General features: G+C 71.7%; 18 protein-coding genes. 5 read left to right on the forward strand and 13 right to left on the reverse strand.

Translation table 11 applies throughout. The features are described 5' to 3' along the window. The first annotated feature begins 250 nt into the window (after positions 1-250). The 3 genes from ACGF0D_RS22325 to ACGF0D_RS22335 all read left to right on the forward strand — a co-directional run bounded on the left by ACGF0D_RS22325 (position 251) and on the right by ACGF0D_RS22335 (position 5,314). Positions 251-3,310 (forward strand): SpaA isopeptide-forming pilin-related protein, encoded by a 3,060-nt coding sequence (locus tag ACGF0D_RS22325; protein ID WP_392918744.1) that lies wholly within the window; start codon positions 251-253, stop codon positions 3,308-3,310. A gap of 107 nt (positions 3,311-3,417) precedes the next feature. Then, complete coding sequence (locus ACGF0D_RS22330; RefSeq protein ID WP_392880600.1) at positions 3,418-3,774, forward strand: ArsR/SmtB family transcription factor; 357 nt, start codon at positions 3,418-3,420, stop codon at positions 3,772-3,774. A gap of 136 nt (positions 3,775-3,910) precedes the next feature. After that, complete coding sequence (locus ACGF0D_RS22335; RefSeq protein ID WP_392918747.1) at positions 3,911-5,314, forward strand: MFS transporter; 1,404 nt, start codon at positions 3,911-3,913, stop codon at positions 5,312-5,314. A 19-nt stretch (positions 5,315-5,333) separates the two neighbouring features. Here ACGF0D_RS22335 and ACGF0D_RS22340 read toward each other — a convergent pair whose 3' ends face one another. From ACGF0D_RS22340 to ACGF0D_RS22350, 3 genes are all read right to left on the reverse strand, one after another. Beyond that, on the reverse strand, positions 5,334-8,177 hold the full coding sequence (locus ACGF0D_RS22340; RefSeq protein ID WP_392918750.1) for a hypothetical protein: 2,844 nt from the start codon (positions 8,175-8,177) through the stop codon (positions 5,334-5,336). A 340-nt stretch (positions 8,178-8,517) separates the two neighbouring features. Beyond that, positions 8,518-9,129 (reverse strand): hypothetical protein, encoded by a 612-nt coding sequence (locus ACGF0D_RS22345; RefSeq protein WP_392918752.1) that lies wholly within the window; start codon positions 9,127-9,129, stop codon positions 8,518-8,520. Between the two features lie 142 nt (positions 9,130-9,271). Further along, on the reverse strand, positions 9,272-10,552 hold the full coding sequence (locus ACGF0D_RS22350) for an amidohydrolase family protein (RefSeq protein ID WP_392918755.1): 1,281 nt from the start codon (positions 10,550-10,552) through the stop codon (positions 9,272-9,274). Positions 10,553-10,717: 165 nt separating this feature from the next. Between ACGF0D_RS22350 and ACGF0D_RS22355 the strand changes: the two genes are divergently transcribed. Further along, entirely contained in the window at positions 10,718-11,434 is a 717-nt protein-coding gene (locus tag ACGF0D_RS22355) for a flavodoxin family protein (protein ID WP_392918757.1), read from the forward strand. A 29-nt stretch (positions 11,435-11,463) separates the two neighbouring features. Here ACGF0D_RS22355 and ACGF0D_RS22360 read toward each other — a convergent pair whose 3' ends face one another. The 8 genes from ACGF0D_RS22360 to ACGF0D_RS22395 form a co-directional block, all read right to left on the reverse strand. Beyond that, on the reverse strand, positions 11,464-12,633 hold the full coding sequence (locus ACGF0D_RS22360) for a three-Cys-motif partner protein TcmP (RefSeq protein ID WP_392918760.1): 1,170 nt from the start codon (positions 12,631-12,633) through the stop codon (positions 11,464-11,466). A gap of 11 nt (positions 12,634-12,644) precedes the next feature. Continuing rightward, complete coding sequence (locus ACGF0D_RS22365) at positions 12,645-13,400, reverse strand: DUF5131 family protein (RefSeq protein WP_392918763.1); 756 nt, start codon at positions 13,398-13,400, stop codon at positions 12,645-12,647. 141 nt (positions 13,401-13,541) lie between these two features. Next, the gene (locus ACGF0D_RS22370) at positions 13,542-14,189 is read right to left on the reverse strand and encodes a hypothetical protein (protein ID WP_392918766.1); all 648 of its coding nucleotides are present in this window, start codon (positions 14,187-14,189) and stop codon (positions 13,542-13,544) included. Next, a complete protein-coding gene (locus ACGF0D_RS22375) occupies positions 14,144-14,710 on the reverse strand; it encodes a hypothetical protein (protein ID WP_392918768.1) in 567 nt (188 codons plus the stop codon). The genes ACGF0D_RS22370 and ACGF0D_RS22375 overlap by 46 nt, the downstream gene beginning before the upstream one ends. Positions 14,711-14,868: 158 nt before the next feature. Continuing rightward, the gene (locus ACGF0D_RS22380; protein ID WP_392918770.1) at positions 14,869-15,861 is read right to left on the reverse strand and encodes a hypothetical protein; all 993 of its coding nucleotides are present in this window, start codon (positions 15,859-15,861) and stop codon (positions 14,869-14,871) included. 64 nt (positions 15,862-15,925) lie between these two features. Next, on the reverse strand, positions 15,926-18,004 hold the full coding sequence (gene fxlM, locus ACGF0D_RS22385) for a methyltransferase, FxLD system (RefSeq protein ID WP_392918773.1): 2,079 nt from the start codon (positions 18,002-18,004) through the stop codon (positions 15,926-15,928). 15 nt (positions 18,005-18,019) lie between these two features. After that, positions 18,020-19,282, reverse strand: coding sequence for a lanthionine synthetase LanC family protein (locus tag ACGF0D_RS22390; RefSeq protein ID WP_392918776.1), 1,263 nt, complete (start codon positions 19,280-19,282; stop codon positions 18,020-18,022). Then, the gene (locus tag ACGF0D_RS22395) at positions 19,279-20,661 is read right to left on the reverse strand and encodes a thiopeptide-type bacteriocin biosynthesis protein (RefSeq protein ID WP_392918779.1); all 1,383 of its coding nucleotides are present in this window, start codon (positions 20,659-20,661) and stop codon (positions 19,279-19,281) included. Before ACGF0D_RS22395 ends, ACGF0D_RS22390 begins: the two co-directional genes overlap by 4 nt. Here ACGF0D_RS22395 and ACGF0D_RS22400 point away from each other — a divergent pair. Then, positions 20,660-20,872 (forward strand): hypothetical protein, encoded by a 213-nt coding sequence (locus ACGF0D_RS22400; protein WP_392918781.1) that lies wholly within the window; start codon positions 20,660-20,662, stop codon positions 20,870-20,872. The genes ACGF0D_RS22395 and ACGF0D_RS22400 overlap by 2 nt on opposite strands. A gap of 123 nt (positions 20,873-20,995) precedes the next feature. On the opposite strand, the gene ACGF0D_RS22405 is transcribed toward ACGF0D_RS22400, so the two are convergent. Both ACGF0D_RS22405 and ACGF0D_RS22410 read right to left on the reverse strand, forming a co-directional pair. Continuing rightward, the gene (locus ACGF0D_RS22405; protein ID WP_392918784.1) at positions 20,996-22,276 is read right to left on the reverse strand and encodes an amidohydrolase family protein; all 1,281 of its coding nucleotides are present in this window, start codon (positions 22,274-22,276) and stop codon (positions 20,996-20,998) included. Positions 22,277-22,329: 53 nt separating this feature from the next. Beyond that, on the reverse strand, positions 22,330-23,508 hold the full coding sequence (locus ACGF0D_RS22410) for a trans-sulfuration enzyme family protein (protein WP_392918786.1): 1,179 nt from the start codon (positions 23,506-23,508) through the stop codon (positions 22,330-22,332). Positions 23,509-23,658: the final 150 nt, after the last annotated feature.

Raw genomic sequence — 23,658 nt, forward strand, 5'->3', positions numbered from 1 at the left:
CTGCGGCCGCGCGGCCGCCGCATCGTGTGCACCCGATCGGGTGCAACGGGCGCCGCGTTCAGCGGACACCGCGCGCGCGTCGCACGCGCCCGGCGCGCCGGCTGATCACACTCCGAGGGCCACATTGTGCTCGAACGATGAAAGGACCGAGGTGAAGCCCAGTCAGGATCCGGTGACGACGCTCACCTGGAGACGCCGATTCGGCAGGGCGGTGGGCACCGCCCTGGCCCTGACACTCGTCCCCTTCGGAATGTCCCTCGTCTCACCGACGGCGGCGCAGGCGGCCGGCCTCCCGGGAGGCCTGGGGCCGTGCCTGGGCGCCGACTGCCCGGCGACCTTCCCGCCCGTCAACAACGGGCCCTTCGCGGGCCGCGACGCCGGCGTGAACATCTTCGTCGGCGGCGACTTCCACGTGAGCGAGTCGGCCGCGGAGGCCGAGGGACACGTGGTGACCCTCGGCAGCTTCGACGTGAACAAGGCCGCCGGAGTCAGCTCCGTCTACAACATCGGCATCGTCGGCGTAGGCTCGCGCGTCCCCCCGCCGGACGGGGCCGACTTCCTCACCGCCGGGGGCGACGTCACCGTGGCCCCGGGGCAGTCGCTGCTGGCCGAGGGCGGCGTCGTCCGCTACGCGGGCACGGCCACCGGCACCATCACGGGCACGAAGATCCAGGACGCCCAGGCGGTGGCCGCCTACACGCCGCTGCGCGGGGAGCTGCAGACCGCGAGCCAGTGCTACGCCGGGGTCAGCGCGCCCCGCCCGGCCACCGGAACCGCCGTCAACCAGGGGTTCCAGACCCTGTTCACCGGTGACGGCACCTCCGCACTGCAGGTCTTCAACGTCGACTTCGACCTCGTCGGGCGCGGCGGCTCCACCCAGGGCATCGCGTTCGCCGGGATCCCCGCGAACGCGACCGTGCTGGTCAACCTGGTGGGCTCCGCCCGCACCATCAACACGTACAGCGGCAGCCTCGAGGACACCGACCCCTGGAACCAGCTGCGCGAGCGCCTGCTGTGGAACTTCCCCACCGCGACGACCGTCACCCTCACGGGATCGGGGCAGTTCCAGGGCAGCGTGCTCGTCGGCAACCCGGCCAGCACCGCTTCGATGAGCCTGCCCGGTCTGAACGGACGGTTCTTCACCACCGGCACGCTGCTGCACAACTCCGGCGGCGGCATGACCGGGACCGAGTTCCACGCCTACCCCTTCGACGGCGACCTCCCGGACTGCAACCCGCCGGCCCCGACCGGCTCGACCAGCGTCACGAAGGTCGACTCCGTCACGGGCCAGACCCTGGCGGGCGCGACCTTCCAGCTGTGGCGCGAGACCAACGGCGTCGCGGGCCTGCAGACCACCGGGGCGACCCCGGACACCAAGGTCGGCGCCCCCTGCACCACCGCGAGGAACGGCCTCTGCTCCGCCGCCGACCTCCCGCTGGGCACCTACTACTGGGAGGAGACCCAGGCGCCTCCGGGCTACGACCTGCCGCAGCCCGCGGTGACGACGGTGGTCCTCGACACGGCCGGGCAGAATGTTCCGGTCACCGTCAGGGACACCCTGAGCCCGGTCGAGGAGACCGGGTCCACCAGCGTGACCAAGGTGGACTCGGCGACCTCGCTGCCGCTGGCGGGGGCGACCTTCCAGCTGTGGCGTGAGACCAACGGTGTCGCGGGCCTGCAGACCACCGGGGCGACCCCGGACACTCCCGTGGGTGCTCCGTGCGTGACCCCCGCCTCGGGTGTCTGCTCGGCGACCGGCCTGCCGCTGGGCACCTACTACTGGCAGGAGACGGCGGCGCCTCCCGGCTACGACCTGCCCGAGCTCAACGTGACCACGGTCGTGCTGAACACCAACGGGCAGAACGTCCCGGTCACCGTCGCCGACACCGAGACGGCCGCCCCGACGGCGTCCACCAGCGTGACCAAGGTGGACTCGGCGACCTCGCTGCCGCTGGCGGGGGCGACCTTCCAGCTGTGGCGCGAGACCAACGGTGTCGCGGGCCTGCAGACCACCGGGGCGACCCCGGACACCGCCGTCGGCTCCCCGTGCGTGACCCCCGCGTCGGGTGTCTGCTCCGCGACCGGCCTGCCGCTGGGCACCTACTACTGGCAGGAGGTCTCGGCCCCCGACGGGTACGAGCTGCCCGACCTCAACGTGACCACCGTGGAACTGGACGCCAACGGGCAGAACGTGGCGGTCACCGTCGCCGACGCCAAGACCGTCGCTCCGACCGGTGCCACCAGCGTCACCAAGGTCGACTCCGTCACCGGACAGCCGCTCGCCGGAGCCTCCTTCCAGCTGTGGCGCGAGAGCAACGGCGTGGCCGGCCTCCAGACCTCCGGGGCGAACCCGGACACGGCCGTGGGTTCGGCGTGCGTGACGCCCGCGTCGGGTCTCTGCGTCGCGGACGGCCTGCCGCTGGGCACGTACTACTGGCAGGAGACGCAGGCGCCTCCCGGCTATGACCTGCCGCAGCCCGCGGTGACGACCGTGGTGCTGGACACCGACGGGCAGAACATCCAGGTCACGGTGAAGGACGTGAAGTCGGTCGTGCCGACCGGGTCCACCACCGCCACGAAGGTGGACGCCGGGACCGGCCACCCCCTGGCAGGTGCGGTCTTCCAGCTGTGGCACGAGACCAACGGCGTGCCCGGTCTGCAGACCAACGGGGCGAACCCGGACACGGCCGTCGGCTCTCCGTGTGTCACCCCGGCCACGGGCGTCTGCTCGGCGGACGACCTGGCGCTGGGTACGTACTACTGGCAGGAGACCTTCGCGCCGCCCGGCTACGAGTTGCCGCAGCCCGCGGTGACGACGGTGGTGCTCGACGCGGCCCGGCCGGACGTCCAGGTCACCGTCAAGGACGCGAAGTCGTCCACCCCGACCGGGTCCACCTCCGTCACTAAGGTGGACGCCGACACCGGGAAGCCGCTGGCGGGGGCGACCTTCCAGCTGTGGCGCGAGACCAACGGCTTCGCGGGCCTGCAGACCGACGGGACCAACCCGGACACCCCCGTGGGCGCTCCGTGCGTGACCCCCGCGTCGGGTGTCTGCTCCGCCGCCGACCTGCCGCTGGGTACGTACTACTGGCAGGAGACGCAGGCACCTCCCGGCTACGAGCTGCCGCAGCCCGCGGTGGCCACGGTCGAGCTGACCGAGGACTGCCCGCGCGTGGAGATCACGGTCAAGGACAGCAAGGAGTGCCCGCCGCCCCCGTGTCCGCCCACCCCCTGCCCGCCGGACGACGACTGGCGTGCGGCCGCGCGGTACACCCCTGTACCGGGCTTCCTCTGGGCGAAGAACGCCTGAGGTGACCAACCGGCCGGAGGAGTCGCGAGCGGCTCCTCCGGCCTCGTCGTGCCGGTCCGGTGCCACGGTGCTTCGGCTGGCGGCGCCCGGGGCCCTACGATGTCGCCATGAGCGGGAGCCTTCGGATATCAGGTGCACACCATGCGCAGGAGCATCGGGACGACGAGCGGCTGGACGCCGCAGCCGGCATCCTGGCGCTGCTCGCGGACCGCACCCGGCTCGCCCTGCTCCAGCGGCTGAGCGCCGGTGAGGCGGACGTGACCACGCTCACCGAGGCGACCGGAGCCCCGCGGACGTCGGTCAGCCAGCACCTCGGCAAGCTGCGGCTGGCGGGGCTGGTCACGACCCGCAAGGACGGCCGGCGCGTCGTGTACGCGCTGCGCCACGGCCACCTGCGGCGGCTGGTCGACGAGGCGCTGAGCGTCGCCGACCACCAGATCGGCGGGCTCCCGCCGCACGACTGACCCCCGCTCGACCCGATTCTCCGGCCCGTGCCCTTCTGGGTGCGGGCCGCTTTCCGGTCAACATGTGCACATGCGTGCACATGTTGACCTATCCTGATGGTGTCGTCCTGCCGCGCCCAGTCGAGCGGGGTCCTCCATGCTGTCCGTGCTGCGCAACCGCACCTGTCTGCACCTGTTCGCCGCCCAGATCGTCGCCCTGGTGGGCACCGGCCTCGCCACGGTGGCGCTCGGCCTCCTGGCGTACGACCTCGCCGGAGCGGACGCCGGATCGGTGCTCGGCACCGCGCTGGCGATCAAGATGCTCGCGTACGTCGGCATCGCCCCGGTGGTCTCCGCGCTGGCCCACCGCATCCCGCGGCGACGGCTGATGGCCGCCTCCGACCTCACCCGGGCCGCGGTGGCCCTCACCCTGCCGTTCGTCACCGAGGTGTGGCAGGTCTACGTCCTGATCTTCGTCCTGCAGTCCGCCTCGGCGGCCTTCACCCCGGCCTTCCAGTCGGTGATCCCCGAGGTGCTGCCCGCGGAGCGCGAGTACACCCGCGCCCTGTCGCTGTCCCGGCTCGCCTACGACACCGAGAGCCTGGTCAGCCCGGTGCTGGCGGCCGCCCTGCTCGCCCTGGTCAGCTACAACTGGCTGTTCTGGGGTACGGCGGCCGGGTTCCTCGCCTCCGCGGCGCTGGTGGTCTCCGCCGTCCTGCCGAAGCCGGTCCTGCGCAAGCCGGTCCGCCCGGGGCCGGTCCGCCCGGGGCCGGTCCGCCCGGAGTCGGTCCGCCCGGAGTCGGCCCGCCCGGAACGGGCCGGTGTCCTCGCGAGATCCGGGCGCGGCACCCGGCTGTTCCTCGCCGTGCCCCGGCTGCGCGCGATGCTCGCCCTGGACCTCGCGGCCGCCGCCGCCGGGGCGATGGTGATCGTCAACACCGTCGTCTACGTCCGCGGCCAGCTCGGCCGACCGGCCGCCGACGTCCCGATCGCGCTCGGTGCCTACGGGGCCGGGTCGATGGCCGTGGCGCTGCTGCTGCCCCGGGTGCTGGACCGGGTCCCGGACCGGATCGTCATGCTCCCGGCGGCCTTCGGCATCGTCGGGCTCTTCGCCCTGCTCGCCGCGCTCACGGCCGCCGGGCCGGGCGCCTGGCGCTGGCCCGTCCTGCTCGCCGTCTGGGCCGCCTTCGGCGCGGCGGGCTCACTGATCCTCACCCCGACCGGCCGCGTCCTGCGCGACTCGGTGGCCAGGGAGGACCTCCCCGCCGTCTTCGCCGCCCAGTTCTCGCTGTCCCACGGCTGCTGGCTGCTCACCTACCCCCTGGCCGGCTGGCTCGGCGCCACGCTGGGCCTCGGCGCGGCCTCCGTCGCCCTCGGCGGTGTCGCCCTCGCCTCCGGTGCGCTGGCCGCCCGGGCCTGGCGCGCGGTGCCCGGGGCGGGGAGCGTGACCGGCCGGGCCGCCGGCTCCGCTCCCGTCGGGCCTGCCGGTCGGAGGGTACGGCCGCGCGGCCTGAGCGGAGTGCCGGGGAGTGCGGGGGCCGGGAGGCGGTTGCCGGGGTAGGGACTGTCCGGCGGGACGGTCACGGCTGCTCCCCGGCCCGCAGTTCGGTGGCGATCTGACGCCGGCCGGCGACCAGTGCCTCCGCCGCCACCCCGAGCCCGACCAGCAGGGCCAGACCCGCGGTGGGCAGCAGCACCGGCAGCAGGGTGGGGGTGACGACCTCGCCGACCCTGACGCCGACCAGCGTCGAGATGTCGAACGCGCCGCCCAGCAGAGCGACCGCCGCGGCCGCGACCAGGCCGCCGCCGACGGCCGTGGCCAGCGTCCGCGGCAGCGCCTCGGTGACGATCAGTGCCAGCCCCTGGCGGGGCCGCAGACCCATGGTGCGCAGCCGGGCGAGCAGGGCCGTACGGTCGGCCGCGGCCCGGACCAGCGTCAGCAGCACGGCGAGCAGGGCGTACCCGGCGCCGGCCGCCGCCGCGTACCAGAACAGCCGCTCGGCGGCGTGCTGCAGCGGGTCGTCGCCGAGCGCGGCGGCGGTCTCCCGGCTGCTGTGCACCGTGAATCCGGCGGGCAGGCCGTGGGTGTCCTTGCCGACGGCCGTGGCGCTGTCCGCGATCAGCTTGGCCAGACCGACCGGCCGGGCGCCGCTGTTGTCCCGCAGGGCGGTCCTGACCCCTTCGGGGTCGATGTCACCGACGGCGAACCACTGGTTCGGCCGCCGGGCGTCCGGCAGCCGCTCCCAGGCGGCGCCGGCCGAGACGACGGCGAACGGCTTGCCCGGGTCCGGCAGCGCGGGGGTGGCGGCGACGATCCCGGCGACGCCGAGGCGCAGGTCGTTGCCGTTGGGCGTGCGGACCTGGGACGGCCCTGCGGCCAAGCGCTCCGCCAGGTCGCGGCTGACCAGCGCGGGCACCGGGGTGTCCCGGCCGCCGGGCGTCCCCGCAAGCTTCGCCGCGTCGAACCCGTCGACCCCGAGGGTCCGGGCGATCTCCGCGTACGCCGCCGGATCGGCCACCATCACCAGGTAGGCCTCGGTGGCACTCCGGTCGTCGTCGACGATGCGGACCTTGGGCTGGATCTGGACCGCGGTCGAGGCCCGGACGCCCGGCAGGGCGGCGGCGGCCTCGGTGAACGACCCGGTCAGGGTGGCGTAGTCCGGGAGGGAGACGGCGATGTCCCCGCCCGTGGCGAGGCGCGCCGCGTGGGTCCGTACGTGGTCGACGGTGTCGAGCACGGTGGCGCCGAAGCCGGTGGTGGTGACGGCGATCAGCAGGGCGAGCAGCGGCAGTACGGAGGGCTTGCGGCGGCCCGAGCCGTCGCGGGCGGCCCGGGCGAGGCCGAGGAAGCCGATCAGGCCGCGGCCCCGGCCGACGAGGGCGGCCAGCCGGCCGACCGCCACCGGCTCGATCCGGGCCAGCACCAGTCCGCCGGTGACGGCGAGCAGGAGCGGCGCGGCGACCAGCAGCGGGTCCACCCCGGCCCCGGGGTGGCCGACGCCCCGGCGCCGGACCTCCGCCACGGCCGCGACGGTGACCGCCAGGACGGCGAGTTCGCCGACCAGTCGGCGGCGGCCGCCGACCGGCCGCCGCCGGGACCACAGCAGGGCCGCGCGGACCGGAAAGGCCAGCAGCGCGACCAGGGTCGCGACCAGCGCCGCCAGCACCGCGCGCTCCCACCGGGCGGTGGGCAGCAGCACCAGGGCGAGGGCCGTACCGAGCACGGCGGCGGGCAGTACGGTGACCGCGCCCTCGGCGAGCAGCCGTCGCAGCACCCCGGTGCGGGAGCCGCCGCGGGCCTGGAGCAGCCGGATCTCGGCGGCGCGCCGGTCGGTGGTGAGCGCGGCGGCCAGGAACAGCACCACGGTGGCGACGCCCGCGACACCGGCCGGGCCGATCGCGCTGAGCGGCAGCGTGGCCCGGTAGCGCCGGTCCGCCTCGGCGAGGATCTCGGGCAGGCCCGAGACGGTGTGCAGGTCGGCGCGCCTGGTCCGGTCGACCAGGGCGGTGGCGTCGCGCCCGGTCAGGAAGGACGTGATGACGCCGCGGGTGTCGTCGATCCGGTCGGTGCGCAGCGAGGCGGGATCGACGGACAGCCGCCAGAAGTTCTCGGCGTTCGAACCCCAGCGGACCATCGCGGGCAGGCTGCCGCCGTCGACGAACCCGCTGGTCGACCAGTGCTCGTGGTCGGCCTGGGTGTTCAGGCAGGCACGGGCGGGGCAGCCGAGCTCGTCCCAGAACGGGTCCTGGGGGTCGTCGACCTGGTAGAGGCCGACCACCACGGTGGTCCGCTTGGCGCCCGAGCCCTCGGCGCCGTTGTCGATGACGTCACCGAGCTTGATGTGGATGGTCTCCGCGGCCTGCTTGCTGACCACGATCGGCAGCGGTTCGCCGACGGTGCCGGGGGTGGGCCAGGTGCCGTCGGTGAGGGTGGCCCGGGAGGCGAGGTCGTGCAGGTAGAGCAGGCCGAGGGCCGGGTAGGGCTCCTTGTCGGAGATGTGGGCGTACCCCGGATTGGCCATGGAGTGGTCGCTCAGGGCGCGGGCGCCGTAGGCCTGGTTCCGCTGGGCCAGCGTCAGCTGCCCGCCGACCTGTTCGACGAGCTGCTGCTGCACCCGGTCGAGTGCGGCGGCGGTGTCGTCGTCCCGTGTCTTGGAGGTGGTCTGCAGGCTGGTTGGGTGGAGACCCTTCAGCCGGACGAATTCCTGGAGCGCCGTGTCCGCGCCCCGGTCCGTGACGCGGGGGAAGGCCGCCGCCAGGAAGACGGTGACGAACGCGAGGGCCGCCATGAGCAGCGCGGCCAGCGGGTTCGCCCGCAGCCTGGTGCGGACCCAGGGGGCGGGGCGGTGGGCGTGGGCGGAGTCGGGGGTGGGGGTGCGGGTGGGCGCGGGGGTGGGCCCGGTGGTGCCGGCCTGGGTGGTCACATTTCCCCCTCGTCCTACTACCGCTCCCCACGGGCGTACCGGCGCAGCGATCACCGGCCTTCGGTCGCCGGATAGCGGACGATGCTGTCAGATTCGGTCGGCGAGCGGAAGGGATTCGCACCGATCGAGTAAGTAACGGAATCTTTCCTTGAATTGGCGGCATCGGCGCCAGGGGAGAAGCCCCTGAAAGGGCGTGCACATTTCACAACTCCGGCTCCAGTGCACTCCTTTGACCTGGGGACTTCCCTTTCGGGAACATTCCCTCCCGGGATGCTGAACCCGAGCAGCCGCCGTGTCCGTTGTGCCGGCGTTCCGCCCCGCTGAGGCCCGGTCAGTCGGGTCAGGAACTGGTCTGGGCGGTGCAGGTGCCGAATCGGTCGCCGGGCTGGATGCTGCCGTCGCCGAAGGCCTGGTTCATGACGGTGGCGAACTCGGGCAGGACGCTCATCCGAATGTCGGAGAGCGCGAGGTCGACCCGGGGCGGGACCACGGACTGGACGAAGGGGGTGATCTGGGGCCGGGTGGGGATGTTGTACACGGGGATGCGGGTGCCCGCGGGGTCGCTGCTGGTCTGCACGACGAAGGTGCTGTCGCCGGAGAGGCTGCCTTCGAGGTTGGTGGCCTGCACGTAGTGGCCGGAGGTGTCGGTCAGGGTGAAGCCGCCCTTGGCCGCCGTGCGGATGTAGACGGAGTTGGCCAGGGTGACGGGGTTGCCGGCGGCGGTGAGGTCGATGGTGACCGTCCCGGTGGCGTCCTTGTCCAGGAAGGCCGAGGCGTTGCTGCCGGGGGTGAGGGGCTTGAAGGTGACGCCGTCCTTCGTCCAGGAGACCGTGCAGTCGGCGCTGCCGGTGGCCATGTTCAGGGTGACGGGCGCGCCCGCGTAGGCGAAGTGGGCCAGGGTGACGGTGCCGGCGAGGGCGGCGACGGCGACGGCTATGGACTTCGGGGACATGCGCGGGGGCTCCTGGTGCTCGGGTGGTTCCCCCCGGGCTCCCAGCCTCCCGGGACCGGCGGGGCCCGGCAATCCCGGTGCGCCGAGCAGGGTCATCACCCGTGGTGACGGGCCCTCGGTGTTCCGCCGTGCGGTGGGGAGGTCAGTCGAGTTCGTTCCTGTGGACGACGCCGCCCTTGACGATGAGGCGCAGGTTGCGTGCGGGGTTGGCGAGGACGGACAGGTCGGTGGTCGGGTCGCCGTCGACGACCAGGAGGTCGGCCCAGGCCCCCGGTGCGATGACTCCGAGCGGCGCCGCCCGGTAGGGGTCACGGCGGCCGGACATGCGGAAGAGTTCGGCGTTGCCGGAGGTGGCGAGCTTCAGGGCCTCGACGGGGCTGAGGTGGTTGCCGAGCCGGACGAGCATCTCGTTCTGTCGGTGGGCCTTTCCGGGATCGAACACCAGGTCGGTGCCGAAGGCGAGCCGAACGCCGTGCCGCAGCGCCCAGCCGAAGGTACGGGCGACGCCCTCGCACACCTCGCGGTTCTTGCGGTCGCTGTCCGGGGAGGCGTAGTGGTGGTCGTCGACCTCGAACGGCTGGGTGCTCAGCCACACGTTCTTCTGCGCGAGGTGGCGGACGGCGTCCTCGTCGACGAGGTGTCCGTGCTCGATGCAACGCACCCCGGCGTCCACCGCGCGGCGCACGCCCTCGGCGGTGTAGACGTGCGCGGCCACGTAGGTGCCCCAGTCGGCGGCCGCGGCCACCGCCGCCTCGAGTTCCGCGGTGGTGAACTGCAGGACGTCCAGCGGGTCGAACTCGGAGACGACTCCGCCGCCGGCCATCAGCTTGATCTGCGCCGCGCCCTTCCTCAGCTGCTCGCGCACCGCGGCGAGCACCCGCTCCGGCCCGTCGGCCACCCGCGTGAACCCGAGCTGTTCGGTGCGGGCCTGCGGACCGCCCAGGGCGGTCGGAGTGTCGTAGGCGGTCCCGAAGTCACCGTGGCCGGAGGTCTGGGACACGGCCGCCTGGCTCGGGTAGATCCGCGGACCGGGGAACAGCCCGCGGTCGAGGACCCGCCGCAGCGGCTCGGTGTCACCGGCCATGTCCCGGACGGTGGTGAAGCCGCGCATCAGCATCTCGCGGGCCGAGGTCAGCGCCTGGTAGTAGACGGCGCCGGTCGCTCCCAGCTGCAACTCCGCCATGCTGCCGCCGATCGCGAACAGATGGACGTGCGCGTCCGTGAGCCCCGGGATGAGCGTGCGGCCGCCGCCGTCGAGCACCGTCGCCCCCTGCGTACTTCGCGGGGGCTGGGCGCCCCGCACCACCTCCACGATCCTGTCCCGCTCGATCCGCACGTGCCCCGGCACCGCCTCCGCGCCGATCCCGTCGAAGACACCCACGTTCGTCACCAGCAGCCCGCCGGTGGAGCCGTCGACACCCATGCCGCCATCCTCGCCCGGCCGGGGGACCGCCACCAGACGGCACACCCGGGCGGAGGCGGTCAGGCAACCGGCTCAGCCCCGCGGGCGCCCAGCACGCCGGGCTGGTGAGCTGTGCGGGGAGCCCGCGGCCCGACCGGCGTCCCATGGCATCTGGAGGAGGAACCCGTGCCGGACCCGACGACGTCGTACGCCGACCTGCGCGCCCTGGTGATCAACTGCACGCTGAAGCGCTCCCCGGAGCGCAGCAACACCCAGGGCCTGATCGACGTCAGCACCCGCATCCTGGAGCGGCAGGGCGTCGCCGTCGACGTCCTGCGGGCGGTGGACATCGACATCGCCACGGGCGTGTGGCCGGACATGACCGAGCACGGCTGGGAGACCGACGAGTGGCCGGTGATCTACTCGCAGGTCATGGCCGCCGACATTCTTACGTTAGCTGGACCTGTGTGGCTGGGAGACAATTCGTCGGTGATGAAGAAGGTCATCGAGCGGCTCTACGCCTGCTCCTCGATCCTCAACTCCGACGGCCAGTACGCCTACTACGGCCGGGTCGGCGGCTGCCTGATCACCGGTAACGAGGACGGCGCCAAGCACTGCGCGATGAACGTCCTCTACAGCCTCCAACACCTCGGCTACACCATCCCGCCCCAGGCTGACGCCGGCTGGGTAGGGGAGGCCGGCCCCGGGCCGTCCTACCTCGACCCGGGGTCGGGCGGCCCGGAGAACGACTTCACCAACCGCAACACCACCTTCATGACGTGGAACCAGCTTCACCTGGCCCGCATGCTGAAGGACGCCGGCGGCATCCCGGCGCACGGCAACCAGCGCTCCGAGTGGGACGCCGGCTGCCGCTTCGACTTCGAGAACCCCGAGCACCGCTGAACTGACACTGCTGACCGATCCGATGGAGCTCAGAAAAGGGCGCTCTGGTGGAGGGTTGCGACTGTGCTGGTTCCGATGATCCGGCCTGGAGAGACGTCGATGTCTCGCTCGTCGCGCATCCGCTTCAGCAGTGGTATCACCTGGGTGGGGCGGTAGACGGTCTCCAGGAGGGTGTAGTTCTTGAGCTGATCGACGGTGTGCGGAATCGGGTTCGTGCGCAGGTGGTCGAGCAGGATGCGGCGTAGCGGTCCGGTGTCCGGTTCGAGTTCGAGATCGAGGGCCTGCTGGTTGGGGTCCTTGGGGTCGCGGTAGCGGACACCGGAGGTGGAGTCGACGACCCACATCGCTTCCTTCATCTTTTCCACACCCCGTTCGTGGCGGGTGCCGAAGATGAGGTAGAGCAGGTGGCTCGCCTCGTCGATCATCTCGAATACCAGGGTGTGCTGGAATCCGGCCCGGCCGAGGGCCTCGCGGTAGCGGTCCCGTAGGTAGGCGGCCTTTCTGGAGGACGGTTCCCTGAAGACGCCGTGCCAGCCGCGGTCGCCGAAGAAGGAGTCGCCAGCTGCGCGGTGGTGTTCGTTCTTCTCGGCGAATCGCACGAGGAAGGACGGCTGGAAGGTGACCATGACCTCGCTGCGGCGTTGGTTTGCGATCCGTTGCAGGAGGTGGAAGGGGACTACGGGGCCGCCGAAGCCATCGAGCAGGACGAACATCGGGTGCTGCAGGCTGCGGGCCCGGGCGAGCTGCTGCAGGAGGTCGGGATGGCACTGGCCCTGGGTGATGTGCACGTCCAGTCGGCCGGTTTGCTGGGTTGTGCCTGCCGCTGCTGCGATGCGGCGCTCCAGCTCGGTCTTGCGCCGGGGATCCTCCTCGACCAGGACCATCTTCACCCGCCGGGGGAACCGGCGGAGCGCTCCGGCGAGCACGTGGTGGGCGACGACGGGTGAGCCGGGTTCCTCGCCGGTGTAGATGCCGGGGCCCGCGAATCCTTCGGCGTAAGTGATGATCTCGTTGTGGCTGAGCATGATGGGTGCCCAGGCCTGGAGGTAGCGCCGGAGCAGTGCGTGCTTCGCGGCGGTGTGCGGGTCGCGTGGCCAGATGACGTCCTTCGATGCCGCCATGTGTCTCCCCGTTGCGGTGAGCGTCGCTGCAGCACGAAGGATCACATAGTCATCACGGAACGACCAGGGGGCGTACACGGCGTACTGGTTCAGGGGAGGGCAAGCGAGTCACGTACGGGCATCTCGTCCCAGGTGCGGCCGTTGAGGTCGCGGCCGCGGGCCTTTGGATTGCGGCCGCCCCACTGCTTGAAGAAGAAGGGAACACCCGCCGCCTGGCAGGCATCGCGGATCGCCGCAACCCACATGGCGTCCATGGGCCGGTGCCCGGCCCCGGACTCGCCGCCGGCAATCACCCAACCGATGCCGTCGAGGCTGAGGCCCGGCAGTGGTCCGAGCAGCGGCTCCAGCGAGAGGAACCGGACCGCGGCCGGAACGGCCCGTAGGTCGTCGATCCGCACCAACTGGGTCTCGTCCTCGACCGATACCCCCATCCAGAGGTTGTCCGGCCACTCCAATCGTTCCGCGACCCTGCGCAGCCGCACGGATCGCTTGGTCAGCACCTGGTAGGTGTGCTGTGGGGTGTCGGCGATGACCTGGAACACATCTCGGACGAACGAGAGCGGTACCCGGGCGTGGAAGAGGTCGCTCATGGAGTTCACGAACACCACCCGTGGGCTGTGCCAGCGCCTCGGTACGCCAAGGGCGTCCGGATGGAGCGCAAGTCCGAAGCCAGGCCCCGACGTTCGCGGATCGCCGTCCGTCTGGTACTTGGCGGCGCCCATGGCCTTCAGCCGCTTGGCCAGGGTCAGGGCGTAGCAGTTGTCGCAACCGGCGGAGACCCGGTCACACCCGGTGGTCGGATTCCAGGTCGCTTCCGTCCACTCGATCCCGCTTCGATCGCTCACCGCTGCTCCTCACCCGCCAGGTCGCATGCCGCGCAGCCCTCTCTACCGGCGGGCGCCACCGACCCCCTACCTTCCTCCGCCAGGACCATCGATGTCGAACCGGCAGGCCAGGGCCGCGACGGAGGATCGAGGTCTTCCGTGTCACGTGCTGTCGGGGGAGCCGGCCTCCTCGAACTTGACGAAGCGTGCTGGATCCCAGGTGTACAACCGCCAGGTTCCGCCGTCCAGTGGCACAGGAATCGGGCTGCCGGACGTGTCCTCGCGAATCCAGCGCAGGCCGACTTGGCGAGGATGGGAGTCTGTCTCCTCGATCTCGATCTGGACGGTGCAAACCGCCGCTGCGGTGAAGGAGATGCTTTGAACCTTGAAGGTATTCAGCCGGTGACCGTCGTACACGAGTCGCACTTCACGCGGGGCGGCCTTTCCTTGTCGCTGATGTAGTTCGAGGGTGGCGAAGTCCGTCATCGCACCGAAGTTCCGCTGTTTCCATGCTTTGAGGAATGCGACCGTGCCGCTGTGTACCGGATGAGAGGCGAAACCGTCGTTGCCGGGCGACAACTGATAGGGCTGGAAGGCCTCTACGGCTTTTCGAACCTGCTGGTTCTGAGTTAAGGTGCTGAAGAGGTCGCGCAAGGACGGCTTCGGCGGCGGGGGCTGCTGCTCCTTCTCCCGCGCGCGAGCCCAGTCGGCGACGGCGAAGAGTCGGTTCCAGGCCTTGGTTGCCACGACGATGTTGTCAAAATTCAGAATGCTGCCATGCACGATGCCGTTTCTATAAAGCTCGTACACGGGTTCTTCGTTCGTCGCACTTCTTCCCTTCGTGAATGTTCGATGGGCGTGCGCAAGCCCAATATGGTGGCCGACAACGCTGTCCCAGGCCTTAAGCTCCTCCGCTTGCCTGGCATGCAGCCCCGGCGTACAGTCTCGAACTCATTGACGAAGCCGTCCATCATACTCAGTAGAACGTGAACGGTTGCGTAATAGCGTCCTGCGAAGTAGTCCGCGCTAGCCTTGGCCACTAGGTCCATCCGCTTGCGCATGGCGGGGAGCTTGCGGAGCCGTGCCGTCTGGAATGACAGTCGATCGGCATCGTTGTAGTAGGTGATCAGTCGTTCCTCGGCGTCGGCCGGATCTGTGGAAGCGGCAACCAACTCGGCTGTGAAGTCGAGGGAGAGTGATTCGTGGAAGATCCAGTTTCGCGGCCCAAGTATCGCGTAGAACCCATCGACCGTTTTCGCCATGTCGTCCAGCTGTCGCTGAAGCGTGATGACATCTGGCTTCTCGCCCCGCGGTGCGAGAAGACGGAGCACGCGACGCCGGGTCCACCTTGAGAAGGAAGTAGACGGCTTCGTCCTGGGGCGTGCGCCAAGTAGTAGGACAACGTGCGCGTGCAGCGAGCTCGGGCGCGTCGGGCGTAGCTCAGCCGCGTGATGCTTTGAGGTACGGCATCCAGACGGTCACCTTTGGGTCAGCCCGTGCCGAGTGGTGACTTGTCGAGCACACTCTGGGCAGTGGCAAGGGTGGCTTCCAGTCCGATGCGGAGAGGCTCGGGCAGATTGGCGGCGCCAAGTGCGCATGTGGCGAGAACCCGTTCGAACTCGGCTGTCAGGTTGGGGGCGAGGAGGCTGCGGACGCGACGGTGTGTGAGAAGGTCGCGCAGCGCGTAGCCGTCGCCCAGCTCGGCTGCTTGGCTGGAGAACTGCTTGATCAGGTTGAGGGCAGCGGGCATGCCCGCTGCGGCGTCGCTGGCGGACAGGACGAGGCGCGTGGTGAAGACGGCCAAGCCCTTACCCGGTTCGAACGCGAGGCAGTGAGCGATCGCGGTCTCGGCGCCGTGCCGGTCGCCGGGGCGGCATGGGGCGGTGAGGACGGCGGTGACGGCGTTCTCCCATGGGTCACCCGGTTCGGTGGCGGCCAGGAGGGCGAGTGCGCCGGGCAGGTTGCCGGTGGTGGCTGCTGCGAGGATGGCGACTTGGCGGCCGTCGAGGATGCGTTGGCCGATGCCGTGGTGTTGCTCGATGTGGTGCAGGGCCTCTGTCCAGCGGCCGGTGGTGGTGAGCGCGCGGGTGCCGTCGGCGATGACGACCCGCCATAGCCACTGGCGGACCTCGGCGCGCTGCTCGCTGGTGTCGGTGAGGTGGGCGGGGACGGTGATGCCGTCGAGCGTTGCCTCGGTGCTGGTGGTGACTGCGCGGTAGAGGTTGAGGAGGAGTTGGTGGCCGCGTTGGTGGTGGCCGGCGCGGATATGGAGGCGGGCGAGGTTGACGACCGGCTCCAGGCCGAGGATGGCGCTCATCGCGGGGAGCGGGCCGCGGGTGAGGTAGAGGGCGGCGTGGCGGTGGCAGAGCTCGCGGGCGTAGGCGGGGAGGGCGAGGTCGGAGGCGAGGAGGGCGGCCTGGTTGAAGACGGTGGAGGCGAGGCGCGGGTCGGTCTGCCGACACGGGCGGTCAGGGGCAGGCACGCGGGCCGGGGGCGGGCGATCAGCGGGAAGCGCTGGGCGATCGGTCCGGTCGGGTGCACGGGGGCTACTCCCAGGTGACGGTGATCGGGTGGTGGGGGCGGTCCAGAACGAAGCGGCCGGCAGTCGGTTCGGCGGTGGCGGGGGTGTCGGGGAGTTCGATGCGCAGGGTCCGGCTGCGGTAGCCGGTGTTCCAGGTGCGGATCTGCTCGGCGGCGAGGTCGGCGAGGGCGGCGCCTGCCGGGCCGTGGCCGATGACGCCGGTCTCGTAGGTCTTGCGGCCGTCGTTGTCGGGTTCTCCGGGGCGGAGGGTGAGGTAGGCGAGGGAGCCCGCGTCCACGGTGGCCATGGCACCCCAGCCGAACATGGGGGTAATGCCACGTTCACGGGCAGTGCCGGCCACACTCATCCTCATCAGGGAGTTGGGGAGGGTGAGGGCCAGCCACAGGTCCTGGTACTCGTAGGTGGTGCCGGCCGGGATGGTGACGCCGGTCCAGACGTCGTGACGCTCGGTGTCGAGCACGCCGAGCAGGACGTTGGAGTCGACGGCGTCGTGCTGGTCCTTGTGGACCTGGAGGGTGACGTCGCCCTCGTGGGTGAGGGCGACGGTGCGGCGGGCGTCGTCCATGCTGCCGCGCAACGGCATGAAGACGGCGAGCTGGTCGTCGACCGAAACCCAGCCGTTCTCGCCGCGCTCGAAGGCGATGGTGCGCGAGGCGGTGCCGCGCAGGCGCAGCGGCAGGACGATCCGCCCGGTGGGCTTGACCTGCTGGAGCCAGGCGGTGGGCATCTCGCTGGTGCTCACCGTGGCGATCACGCGGTCGAACGGGGCGGCGTCGGGGTGGCCGAGCGCGCCGTCGCCGAGGACCACGTCGACGTTGGTGATCCCGGCGTCCGTGAGGTGCTTGCGGGCGCCGTCGACAAGGTCCTCGTCCACATCCACGGTCACCACGTGCCCGTCGGGCCCGACGAGGTGTCCCAGGTAGGCGGCGTTGACTCCGGTCCCGGCTCCGGCCTCGAAGACGCGCTGGCCGGGCCGGGCGCCGAGCTGCTCCAGCATCAGGGCGACGATGGCGGGCTGGGAGGCGGCGCTGATCTGGGTGCCGGAGCCGTCGGTCTTGGTGTAGGTGGGGTTGTCCGCGTAGGCGGCCTCCAGGGGGAAGCCGGGCAGGAAGTGCTCGCGGGCGACGGTGCGGAAGGCGGCCTCGACCGCGTCGGAGCGGATGGCTCCCTGGTCGAGCAGCCGGTCGGTGAGGCTGTCGCGCAGTTGCTCGACGGGAACGGGAGCATTGTTGCTGAGAGTAGTCACGTGGGCGACCCTAGTGGTTGTACGGATGGTGGGCTGCGAGGGCGCGGGGCCCTCGTCGGAATGGAAGACGGTGTCCAACGCGCGTGCGGCGGCTGCGGATTGGTGCTCGACCGACAACCCGGCTCGGTTGGCGTGGAAGATCATCAGGTGGGCGAGGACGGTGCGCAGTCCGCGGGTGAGAAGGCCGTCCCGTGCGAGACGGACGAGGTCCTGTCCGGTCTCCTCGAAGGCGTCGACCCAGCCGGCGTGCCCGGCGAGCGGTTCACCGGGGCGGGAGAGTCGGCGGGCGTCCACGGTCATGAGGCGGCGCATCGCGGTGGTCAGGGCGGCGGCCCGTTCGGGTGCGAGGGCGGGCGGCGCGGGGCGTTCGGCAGCGAACTTGGCCCAGACGTCGCCCTGTTCGTACCAGTCGAGGCCGGCGGAGCGGAGCATGGCGGAGACGAGGACGACGAAGGTCTCGGTGCTGCGGAGTGCAGGAGGGTCGGGCTTGGCGGCACGGGCCATCAGGTTCCGGCTGTCGGTGTGGAAGAGCCGGTGGGTGATCTCCATGGCCTCGGGGCCGCCGAACGCCTCGGTCTCCGGCTCGTAGACCGCGGTGGCCCAGCCCTTGACGAGTCCGACGTCGACGAGGGTGTCGAGGAGCGCGGTGACGACGGTGACGGGGGCAGTGGCACGGTAGCGCAGCCGCAGCCCCTTCTTGCGCATGTACCACCAGTCCTCCAGCACGCCGGAGTTCTGGGCGTGGTCGAGGACGGGGGCCAGGTGGTGAGCGGCGACCTGTTCGACGATGCAGGAGTCGTTGAAGGTGAGGTCGTGCTGGATCCAGCCAGTGGTCATCAAGGGGGTCCTTGGTCAGGCGGTCAGGAGACAGGCGTCCCAGCGGGTCACCGGCGTGGTGCCAGTTGCGGGGGCGAGCAGGGCGAGGGCGGTGCCGGCCGCGCCCTCCAGGAACGCGGGCCCCGCCGTGGCGAGGACGTGGTGGGCTTGCGTGTCGGGGTCGGTGCGGGGCTGGTGGGTGGTGTCGAGGAGCAGGGATGTGGCGGAGTGCAGGCGGTCCGCGTTGTGGGGGAGAGCGTCGGTGGCGGCGCGGTGGGCGATGTGGGCGAGACCGGCGTAGCCGTGACAGACCGACAGGTCGGTGATCGCCGCGAGTGCCTTCGGATCGGCCAGTGCTGCGGCAAGAGCGCGCTCGGCGTCGTTGCGCAGGTGGTCGTCGCCGAGGGCGAGGGCGGCGAGCTGCTGGGCGCGCGCGATTCCGGCGGTGCCGTAGCACCAGCTCGGCCGCTGGGGCGGCAGCGGCCGCCTGTGCCCGGCGCCGACCAGATGGGCGCGGGTGATCCAGTACGGCCAGGCGTGGTTTTCGCGCCAGCGCTCCAGCCAGGCCAGGATGGTGCGGATCGCTTCGCGCTGGCCGTCAACCTCGATGCCGAGGCGCAGGGCCAGGGCGAGCAGCGCCAGGGGGCCTGCGATGCCGTGCGCCACGCCGGTGTTGGCGTGCCCGCCCGGGAACCGCTCATCCGGCCTGCCGGAGGGCCCGACCAACGTCCACCAGCCCGGCAGCGTTCGGCTGTCGTGCTCGACGTCGTCGGTGAGGCGGATCAAGCAGTCCAGGACCCGATGGATGGCCTCGCCGCCGGGCGACCGACCCAGAAGTACGGAGCCGAGGCCCGCCAGGCCCCGGATGGCATCGAACTCCGCGAGCGCCGGCAGGTCGCCGTGGTCGAACCGGGCGAGGGCTGCGTCGCAGCGCCGCATCGCGTCGTTCGCCACGACCTGGTCGAGGTGGACGAGCGCACGCTGGTAGGAGCCTGGCCGGGCCTGCGCGGCGCAGGCGAGGGCGTGCGCGAGCGCCGGCGCACCGTAGTACAGGTAACTCTCGGCGCCGCTCGTCACCGGGGTCGCGGCGGCGACGGCCAGCCAGGCTCGGACCGGTTCCCACGGGCCCCGGCCGGTGGCGGCGCGTTCGATGTGGAGCAGGGCGATACCGGGGGCGCCATGCGCGAGGGACTGGCGCCACTGCGGACGGGACGACCAGGCGGGCGGCACGGCCTCGGGGTCGCTGAGCAGTTCGGCGATCCGGTCGGACAGACGGAGAGCGGGGTGTGGGGTGGTCACCGGTCACCGTCCCGGGCGAGGCGGGCGAGGGCAGCAGCGCGCGCCAGGTAGAGGACCTGGGCTTCGTCGTCGAAGTCGATGCGGTGCGCCCGGACGAAGGAGCACTGGAGGAGGGACCCGAGGACGTCGTCCACCTGCACGCCTTCGGTGTGCGGGCTGGGGAAGAAACGGCGGTAGGCGTCGAGCGCCTGATGGCGTGCGGGCCAGGCGCCCAGGATTGCGGCACCGGTGGGCTCGGCACGAAGGGCTGCCCAGTTGTGTGCCGGATCGGCCAGGCGTACGGCCCTGCGGAACACGGGGCGTGGGACGGCGGCCGGTGCTTGGGAGGGGACGTTGTCGACGAGCCAGTGCAGCCCGGCAGTGGCCGAGCCTGCGAACCCTGCTGTGATGGCGATGGCGTGGGCGGCGAGCAGCGCCTGCCGGTCGGGCAGCGTGGGCTGGGAGAGCTGAGTGAGGACGGCGGCGGAGTCCGTGCGGAACACCTCCTCTGCTGCGGTCCAAGCGGGTCCTTCACCCCACCGCCCGGTCTCCGGGTACGAGGTCGGGTACACGACCTCCGCGAGCAGCCCGGCTTGATGGAGCTCGGCGGTCCAGGTGCTGATCACGGTGGCTGTGGGGCCGAAGGCGGCCGGATCGGGTAGGGCGATGCGCAACCGCAGGTGGTGGCGCGGGTCGCGGAAGCGGACGAACCACCATTTCGGGTTGCCGAGCCGCTCCAGGAGGGCGGGTAGGTGGCGGGCGAGGACGGTGTCCTGGCGTTCCAGGTCGCCGTAGAGGGAGGCGAGCAGCACGCGGGAGGTGCCCGGCGCTTCGCCGTGGCGCCGTCGCAGGATTCGGCTCGGGGTGGGCTTGGGCAGGCGCGGCCACGCCGGCGCCCGGGTGACGGTGACGGTGACGACGATCTCGTGGGCTCTACCGCCTGCCCAGCCGAGGTCGGCGAGTTCGGGCTCCTCGACCAGGACGGCGTGCGGGGCGGAGCGGAGGTGGTCGCGTAGCAGGACCCGGTGGCCGGGATGGTCGAGGTCGAGCGGCAGGCCCTGGCTGGCGGCGGCCAGCATCACGTGCCGCAGAGCTCGGCGCCGCTCTGCCCACGACGTGAGGGCCTCATCCCACCGTCGCTGCGAGGCGTCGCCGGAGGGAAGTTCGGCGGCGGTGAGGCGCCAGATGGCGGGGGAGAGGATGACCCGCCGGTGTCGCAGCCGAGGCCGGAAGGGCAGTGCGTGGAGCGAACCCCAGTCGAATCGGGTGACCTGTGCGGCCTGGGCGCGGGACAGCTCGGTGATCAGCCGGGCGAGTGGCGGGGTGTGGTGGCGGAGGTTGAGGGCGTGGGTGGCGGCGGCCTCGATCCTCACACCGAGTGCCGGTGCCGCCAGGTACATGCGCCGCCCGTCGCAGCCCACCGCCAGGTCCTGCGGGGCCCTGCCCGCGATCGCCGCCGGTCACGACGCGTACGTCGCCGTGGACGCCTCCGGCACCTTCAGCCAGGTCAAGCGCGAGACCGGACTGCTGCGCATGCAGCAGGCGGGCGTCGTCGTCCCCGACTACGCGATGCTCGGATGGTTTCGCCTGGACCCACCCTCGAACCGGTAGAGGAAGTGGGTGGGCGCCACTGGTGAGACGACAGCTGGCGGGCCGGGTGGCCGGTTCGGATCCGAAGGTGTTCTCCAATCGGCCGGGGCTGGACTTTCGAGGAGGCACGGACGGATCGTCGGCTCAGTCGAGGGGCTGCCAGGTGCCGTCGAGCGGGACGCCGGCGGCGGCGGCGATCCGGTCGCGGGAGGCCAACAGGCGTTCCCGCAGGGTGGGCAGGTCCACGCCCACGAGTGCGCCGTCGCGCTTGACGACGTGTCCGGCGGCCAGGACGGTGTCGACGAGGCCGGGGTGGCCCTGGCTGACGATGCTTCCGGCGGGATCGGTGACGGGGAAGATCGTCAGGTCGTCGGTGCGCAGCAGGATGATGTCGGCGTCCTTGCCAGGGGTGAGGGTGCCGGTGCGGTGGGCGAGGCCCATGGAGGCGGCGGCGTCGGTGGTGGCGAAGGCGAGCAGGTCGCGTGAGCGCAGGCGTCCGTCGATGCCGCGTTGGGCGGCGAAGGCGGTGCGCAGGGTGGAGAACATGTCGCCGCCGGCGGAGGGGACGTCGTCGATGGACAGGGTGGGGCGCAGGCCCGCGTCGAGAGCGAGGCCGGTCATGGGGGCGCCGAAGCCCATCTTGAGTTCGACGTCGGGGCTGATGGAGAGGGAGGCGCCGGCGTCGGCGAGCAGGCGCAGTTCGTCCACGTCGATGCCGTTGGCGTGGACGCCGGTGAGGGTGTCGCGCAGCAGGCCGTGCTGGTGCAGTTCGGTGATGGTGCCGGGGGCTTCGAGGTGGAGGCTGATGCGCAGGCCGAGCTCGTCGGCGAGTTTGATCTCGCGGGCGGCGGTGTCGATGCCGGTGGCGGTGGGTCCGCGCATGCCGAGGGCGAGGTCGGTGCGGCCGCCGCTGGTCAGGGTGGCGCGTACGCGGCGGATGTCGTCCTCGATCGGCCGGTCGCTGCCCCAGCCGGCGCCGAGGCAGAAGACGGAGCGGCCGGGGGCGTCGGTGAGGGCGGTGATGGCGGCGTCCTCGTGCTGGTGGCTCTGGGCGACGTGGTACCAGTCGAGCATGGTGGTGACGCCGGAGTGGAGGGCTTCCAGGCGGCCCAGCAGGGTGGCGATGTAGACGTCTTCGGGGGTGTAGTGGGGCTTGACGGTGTGGTGCATGGCCTGGGCCCACTGGGGGAAGGTCCAGTCGGATCCGGCGCCGCGGAAGGCGGTCTGCCAGGTGTGGCGGTGGTTGTCGACGAAGCCGGGCATGACGATGCGCTCGCTCGCGTCGATGACGGTGGCGTCGGGGGCGGCGATGTGCGGGGCGACCTCGGTGATCTTCCCGTCCTCGATGAGGACGTCGCCGCGGGGCAGGTCGCCCAGGGCTGGGTCCATGGTGACGACGGTGCCACCGGTGATGAGGGTTTTCATGGTGTTGCTCCTTGCACGTGCGGGCTCGAAAGGGTGGTGCGGTCGGTCCGGGGTCAGGGCCGGGCGGTGTGGACGGCGTCGGCCGCGGCGAGGGCGTCGGTGACGAGGTCTTCGGTGTCTTCGGTGCCGGCGGCCAGGCGCACCAGGCCGGGCGGGACGGCGGCGGTGATCTGCTCGTCGCTGAGCATGCCGCGCCACATGGAGGCGGGGTGGACGGCCAGGGACTCGACGCCGCCCAGGCTGGCGGAGCGCTGGGAGTAGCGCAGGTGGCCGAGGAAGGTGTCTGCCGCCTCGAAGCCGGCGGTGAACTCGACGCTGAGGACGCCGCCGAAGCCGCTCATCTGGTCGGCGGCGAGCTTGTGCTGGGGGTGGGAGTCCAGGCCGGGGTAGTGGACGCGGGCGACGGCCGGGTGCTCGGTGAGGGCTTGGGCGAGGGCCAGGCCGTTGTCGTTGTGCCGGGGCATGCGCAGCGGCAGGGTGCGGATGCCACGCAGCAGCAGCCAGGCGTCGATGGGGCCGAGGGTGGCGCCGGTGAGCAGGCTGGTGTCCCAGATGTGGTCGAGGATGTCGGCGGGACCGGCGAGGGCGCCGGCGGAGACGTCGGTGTGCCCGTTGAGGTACTTGGTGGCGCTGTGCCACACCACGTCGATGCCGAACTCGGTGGGGCGCTGGTTGAGCGGGGTGGCGAAGGTGTTGTCGGCCAGGGTGGTGATGCCGTGGGCTCGGGCGAGGTCGGCGACGGCGCGCAGGTCGGTGATGTGCAGGAGCGGGTTGCTGGGCGTCTCCAGCAGGATCAGCCGCGTCTTGGGGGTGACGGCCCGCTCGAAGGCCTCGGTGTCGCGCTGGTCGACCAGGGTGGTGGAGACCCCCAGGCGCGGCAGGAGGTTCAGCAGGACCGAGGCGGTGCCGCCGTAGGTGGACTTCTGGCCGATGACGTGGTCGCCGGCCGAGACCAGCGCGAGCACGGCGGTGGTGAGGGCGGCCATGCCGGAGGCGGTGACCATCGCCGCCTCGGTGCCCTCCAACTCCGCGAGAACCGCGGCGACCTGGGCGTGGTTGGGGTTGCCGAACCGGGTGTAGAAGGCCTTGCCGCGCGGCTCGGTCGCCCCACGGGCGAACGTGTCGCCGTCGTCCGCGGAGAACGCGGCGGTCTGGTAGATCGGGGGCACCACCGCGGGATCGGGGTGGACGCGGCGATCGGCGTGAACGGTGACGGTACTGCGGCCCGGCATGGCTGGCCCTTCCGTGATCCAACGGGTTGTCGGTGTCCAGCATGGGTGGTGGTGACGCTGCCGAGGCCCGGGTGTCGGCAATTTCGGCACACAATTGCGCAGCTCACGGGCAGTGCATGGTGCGACAGGGTGTCTTGTCGCAATAATCTG

The sequence above is a fragment of the Kitasatospora sp. NPDC048298 genome (genome assembly GCF_043201465.1).
Lineage (GTDB): Bacteria > Actinomycetota > Actinomycetes > Streptomycetales > Streptomycetaceae > Kitasatospora.

Coding starts and splice junctions, on each gene's coding strand:
- ACGF0D_RS22325 (WP_392918744.1), top strand. CDS start 251: ATGTCCCTCGTCTCACCGACGGCGGCGCAGGCGGCCGGCCTCCCGGGA.
- ACGF0D_RS22330 (WP_392880600.1), top strand. CDS start 3,418: ATGAGCGGGAGCCTTCGGATATCAGGTGCACACCATGCGCAGGAGCAT.
- ACGF0D_RS22335 (WP_392918747.1), top strand. CDS start 3,911: ATGCTGTCCGTGCTGCGCAACCGCACCTGTCTGCACCTGTTCGCCGCC.
- ACGF0D_RS22345 (WP_392918752.1), bottom strand. CDS start 9,129: ATGTCCCCGAAGTCCATAGCCGTCGCCGTCGCCGCCCTCGCCGGCACC.
- ACGF0D_RS22350 (WP_392918755.1), bottom strand. CDS start 10,552: ATGGGTGTCGACGGCTCCACCGGCGGGCTGCTGGTGACGAACGTGGGT.
- fxlM (WP_392918773.1), bottom strand. CDS start 18,004: ATGACCACTGGCTGGATCCAGCACGACCTCACCTTCAACGACTCCTGC.
- ACGF0D_RS22400 (WP_392918781.1), top strand. CDS start 20,660: ATGCGCCGCCCGTCGCAGCCCACCGCCAGGTCCTGCGGGGCCCTGCCC.
- ACGF0D_RS22395 (WP_392918779.1), bottom strand. CDS start 20,661: ATGTACCTGGCGGCACCGGCACTCGGTGTGAGGATCGAGGCCGCCGCC.
- ACGF0D_RS22405 (WP_392918784.1), bottom strand. CDS start 22,276: ATGAAAACCCTCATCACCGGTGGCACCGTCGTCACCATGGACCCAGCC.
- ACGF0D_RS22410 (WP_392918786.1), bottom strand. CDS start 23,508: ATGCCGGGCCGCAGTACCGTCACCGTTCACGCCGATCGCCGCGTCCAC.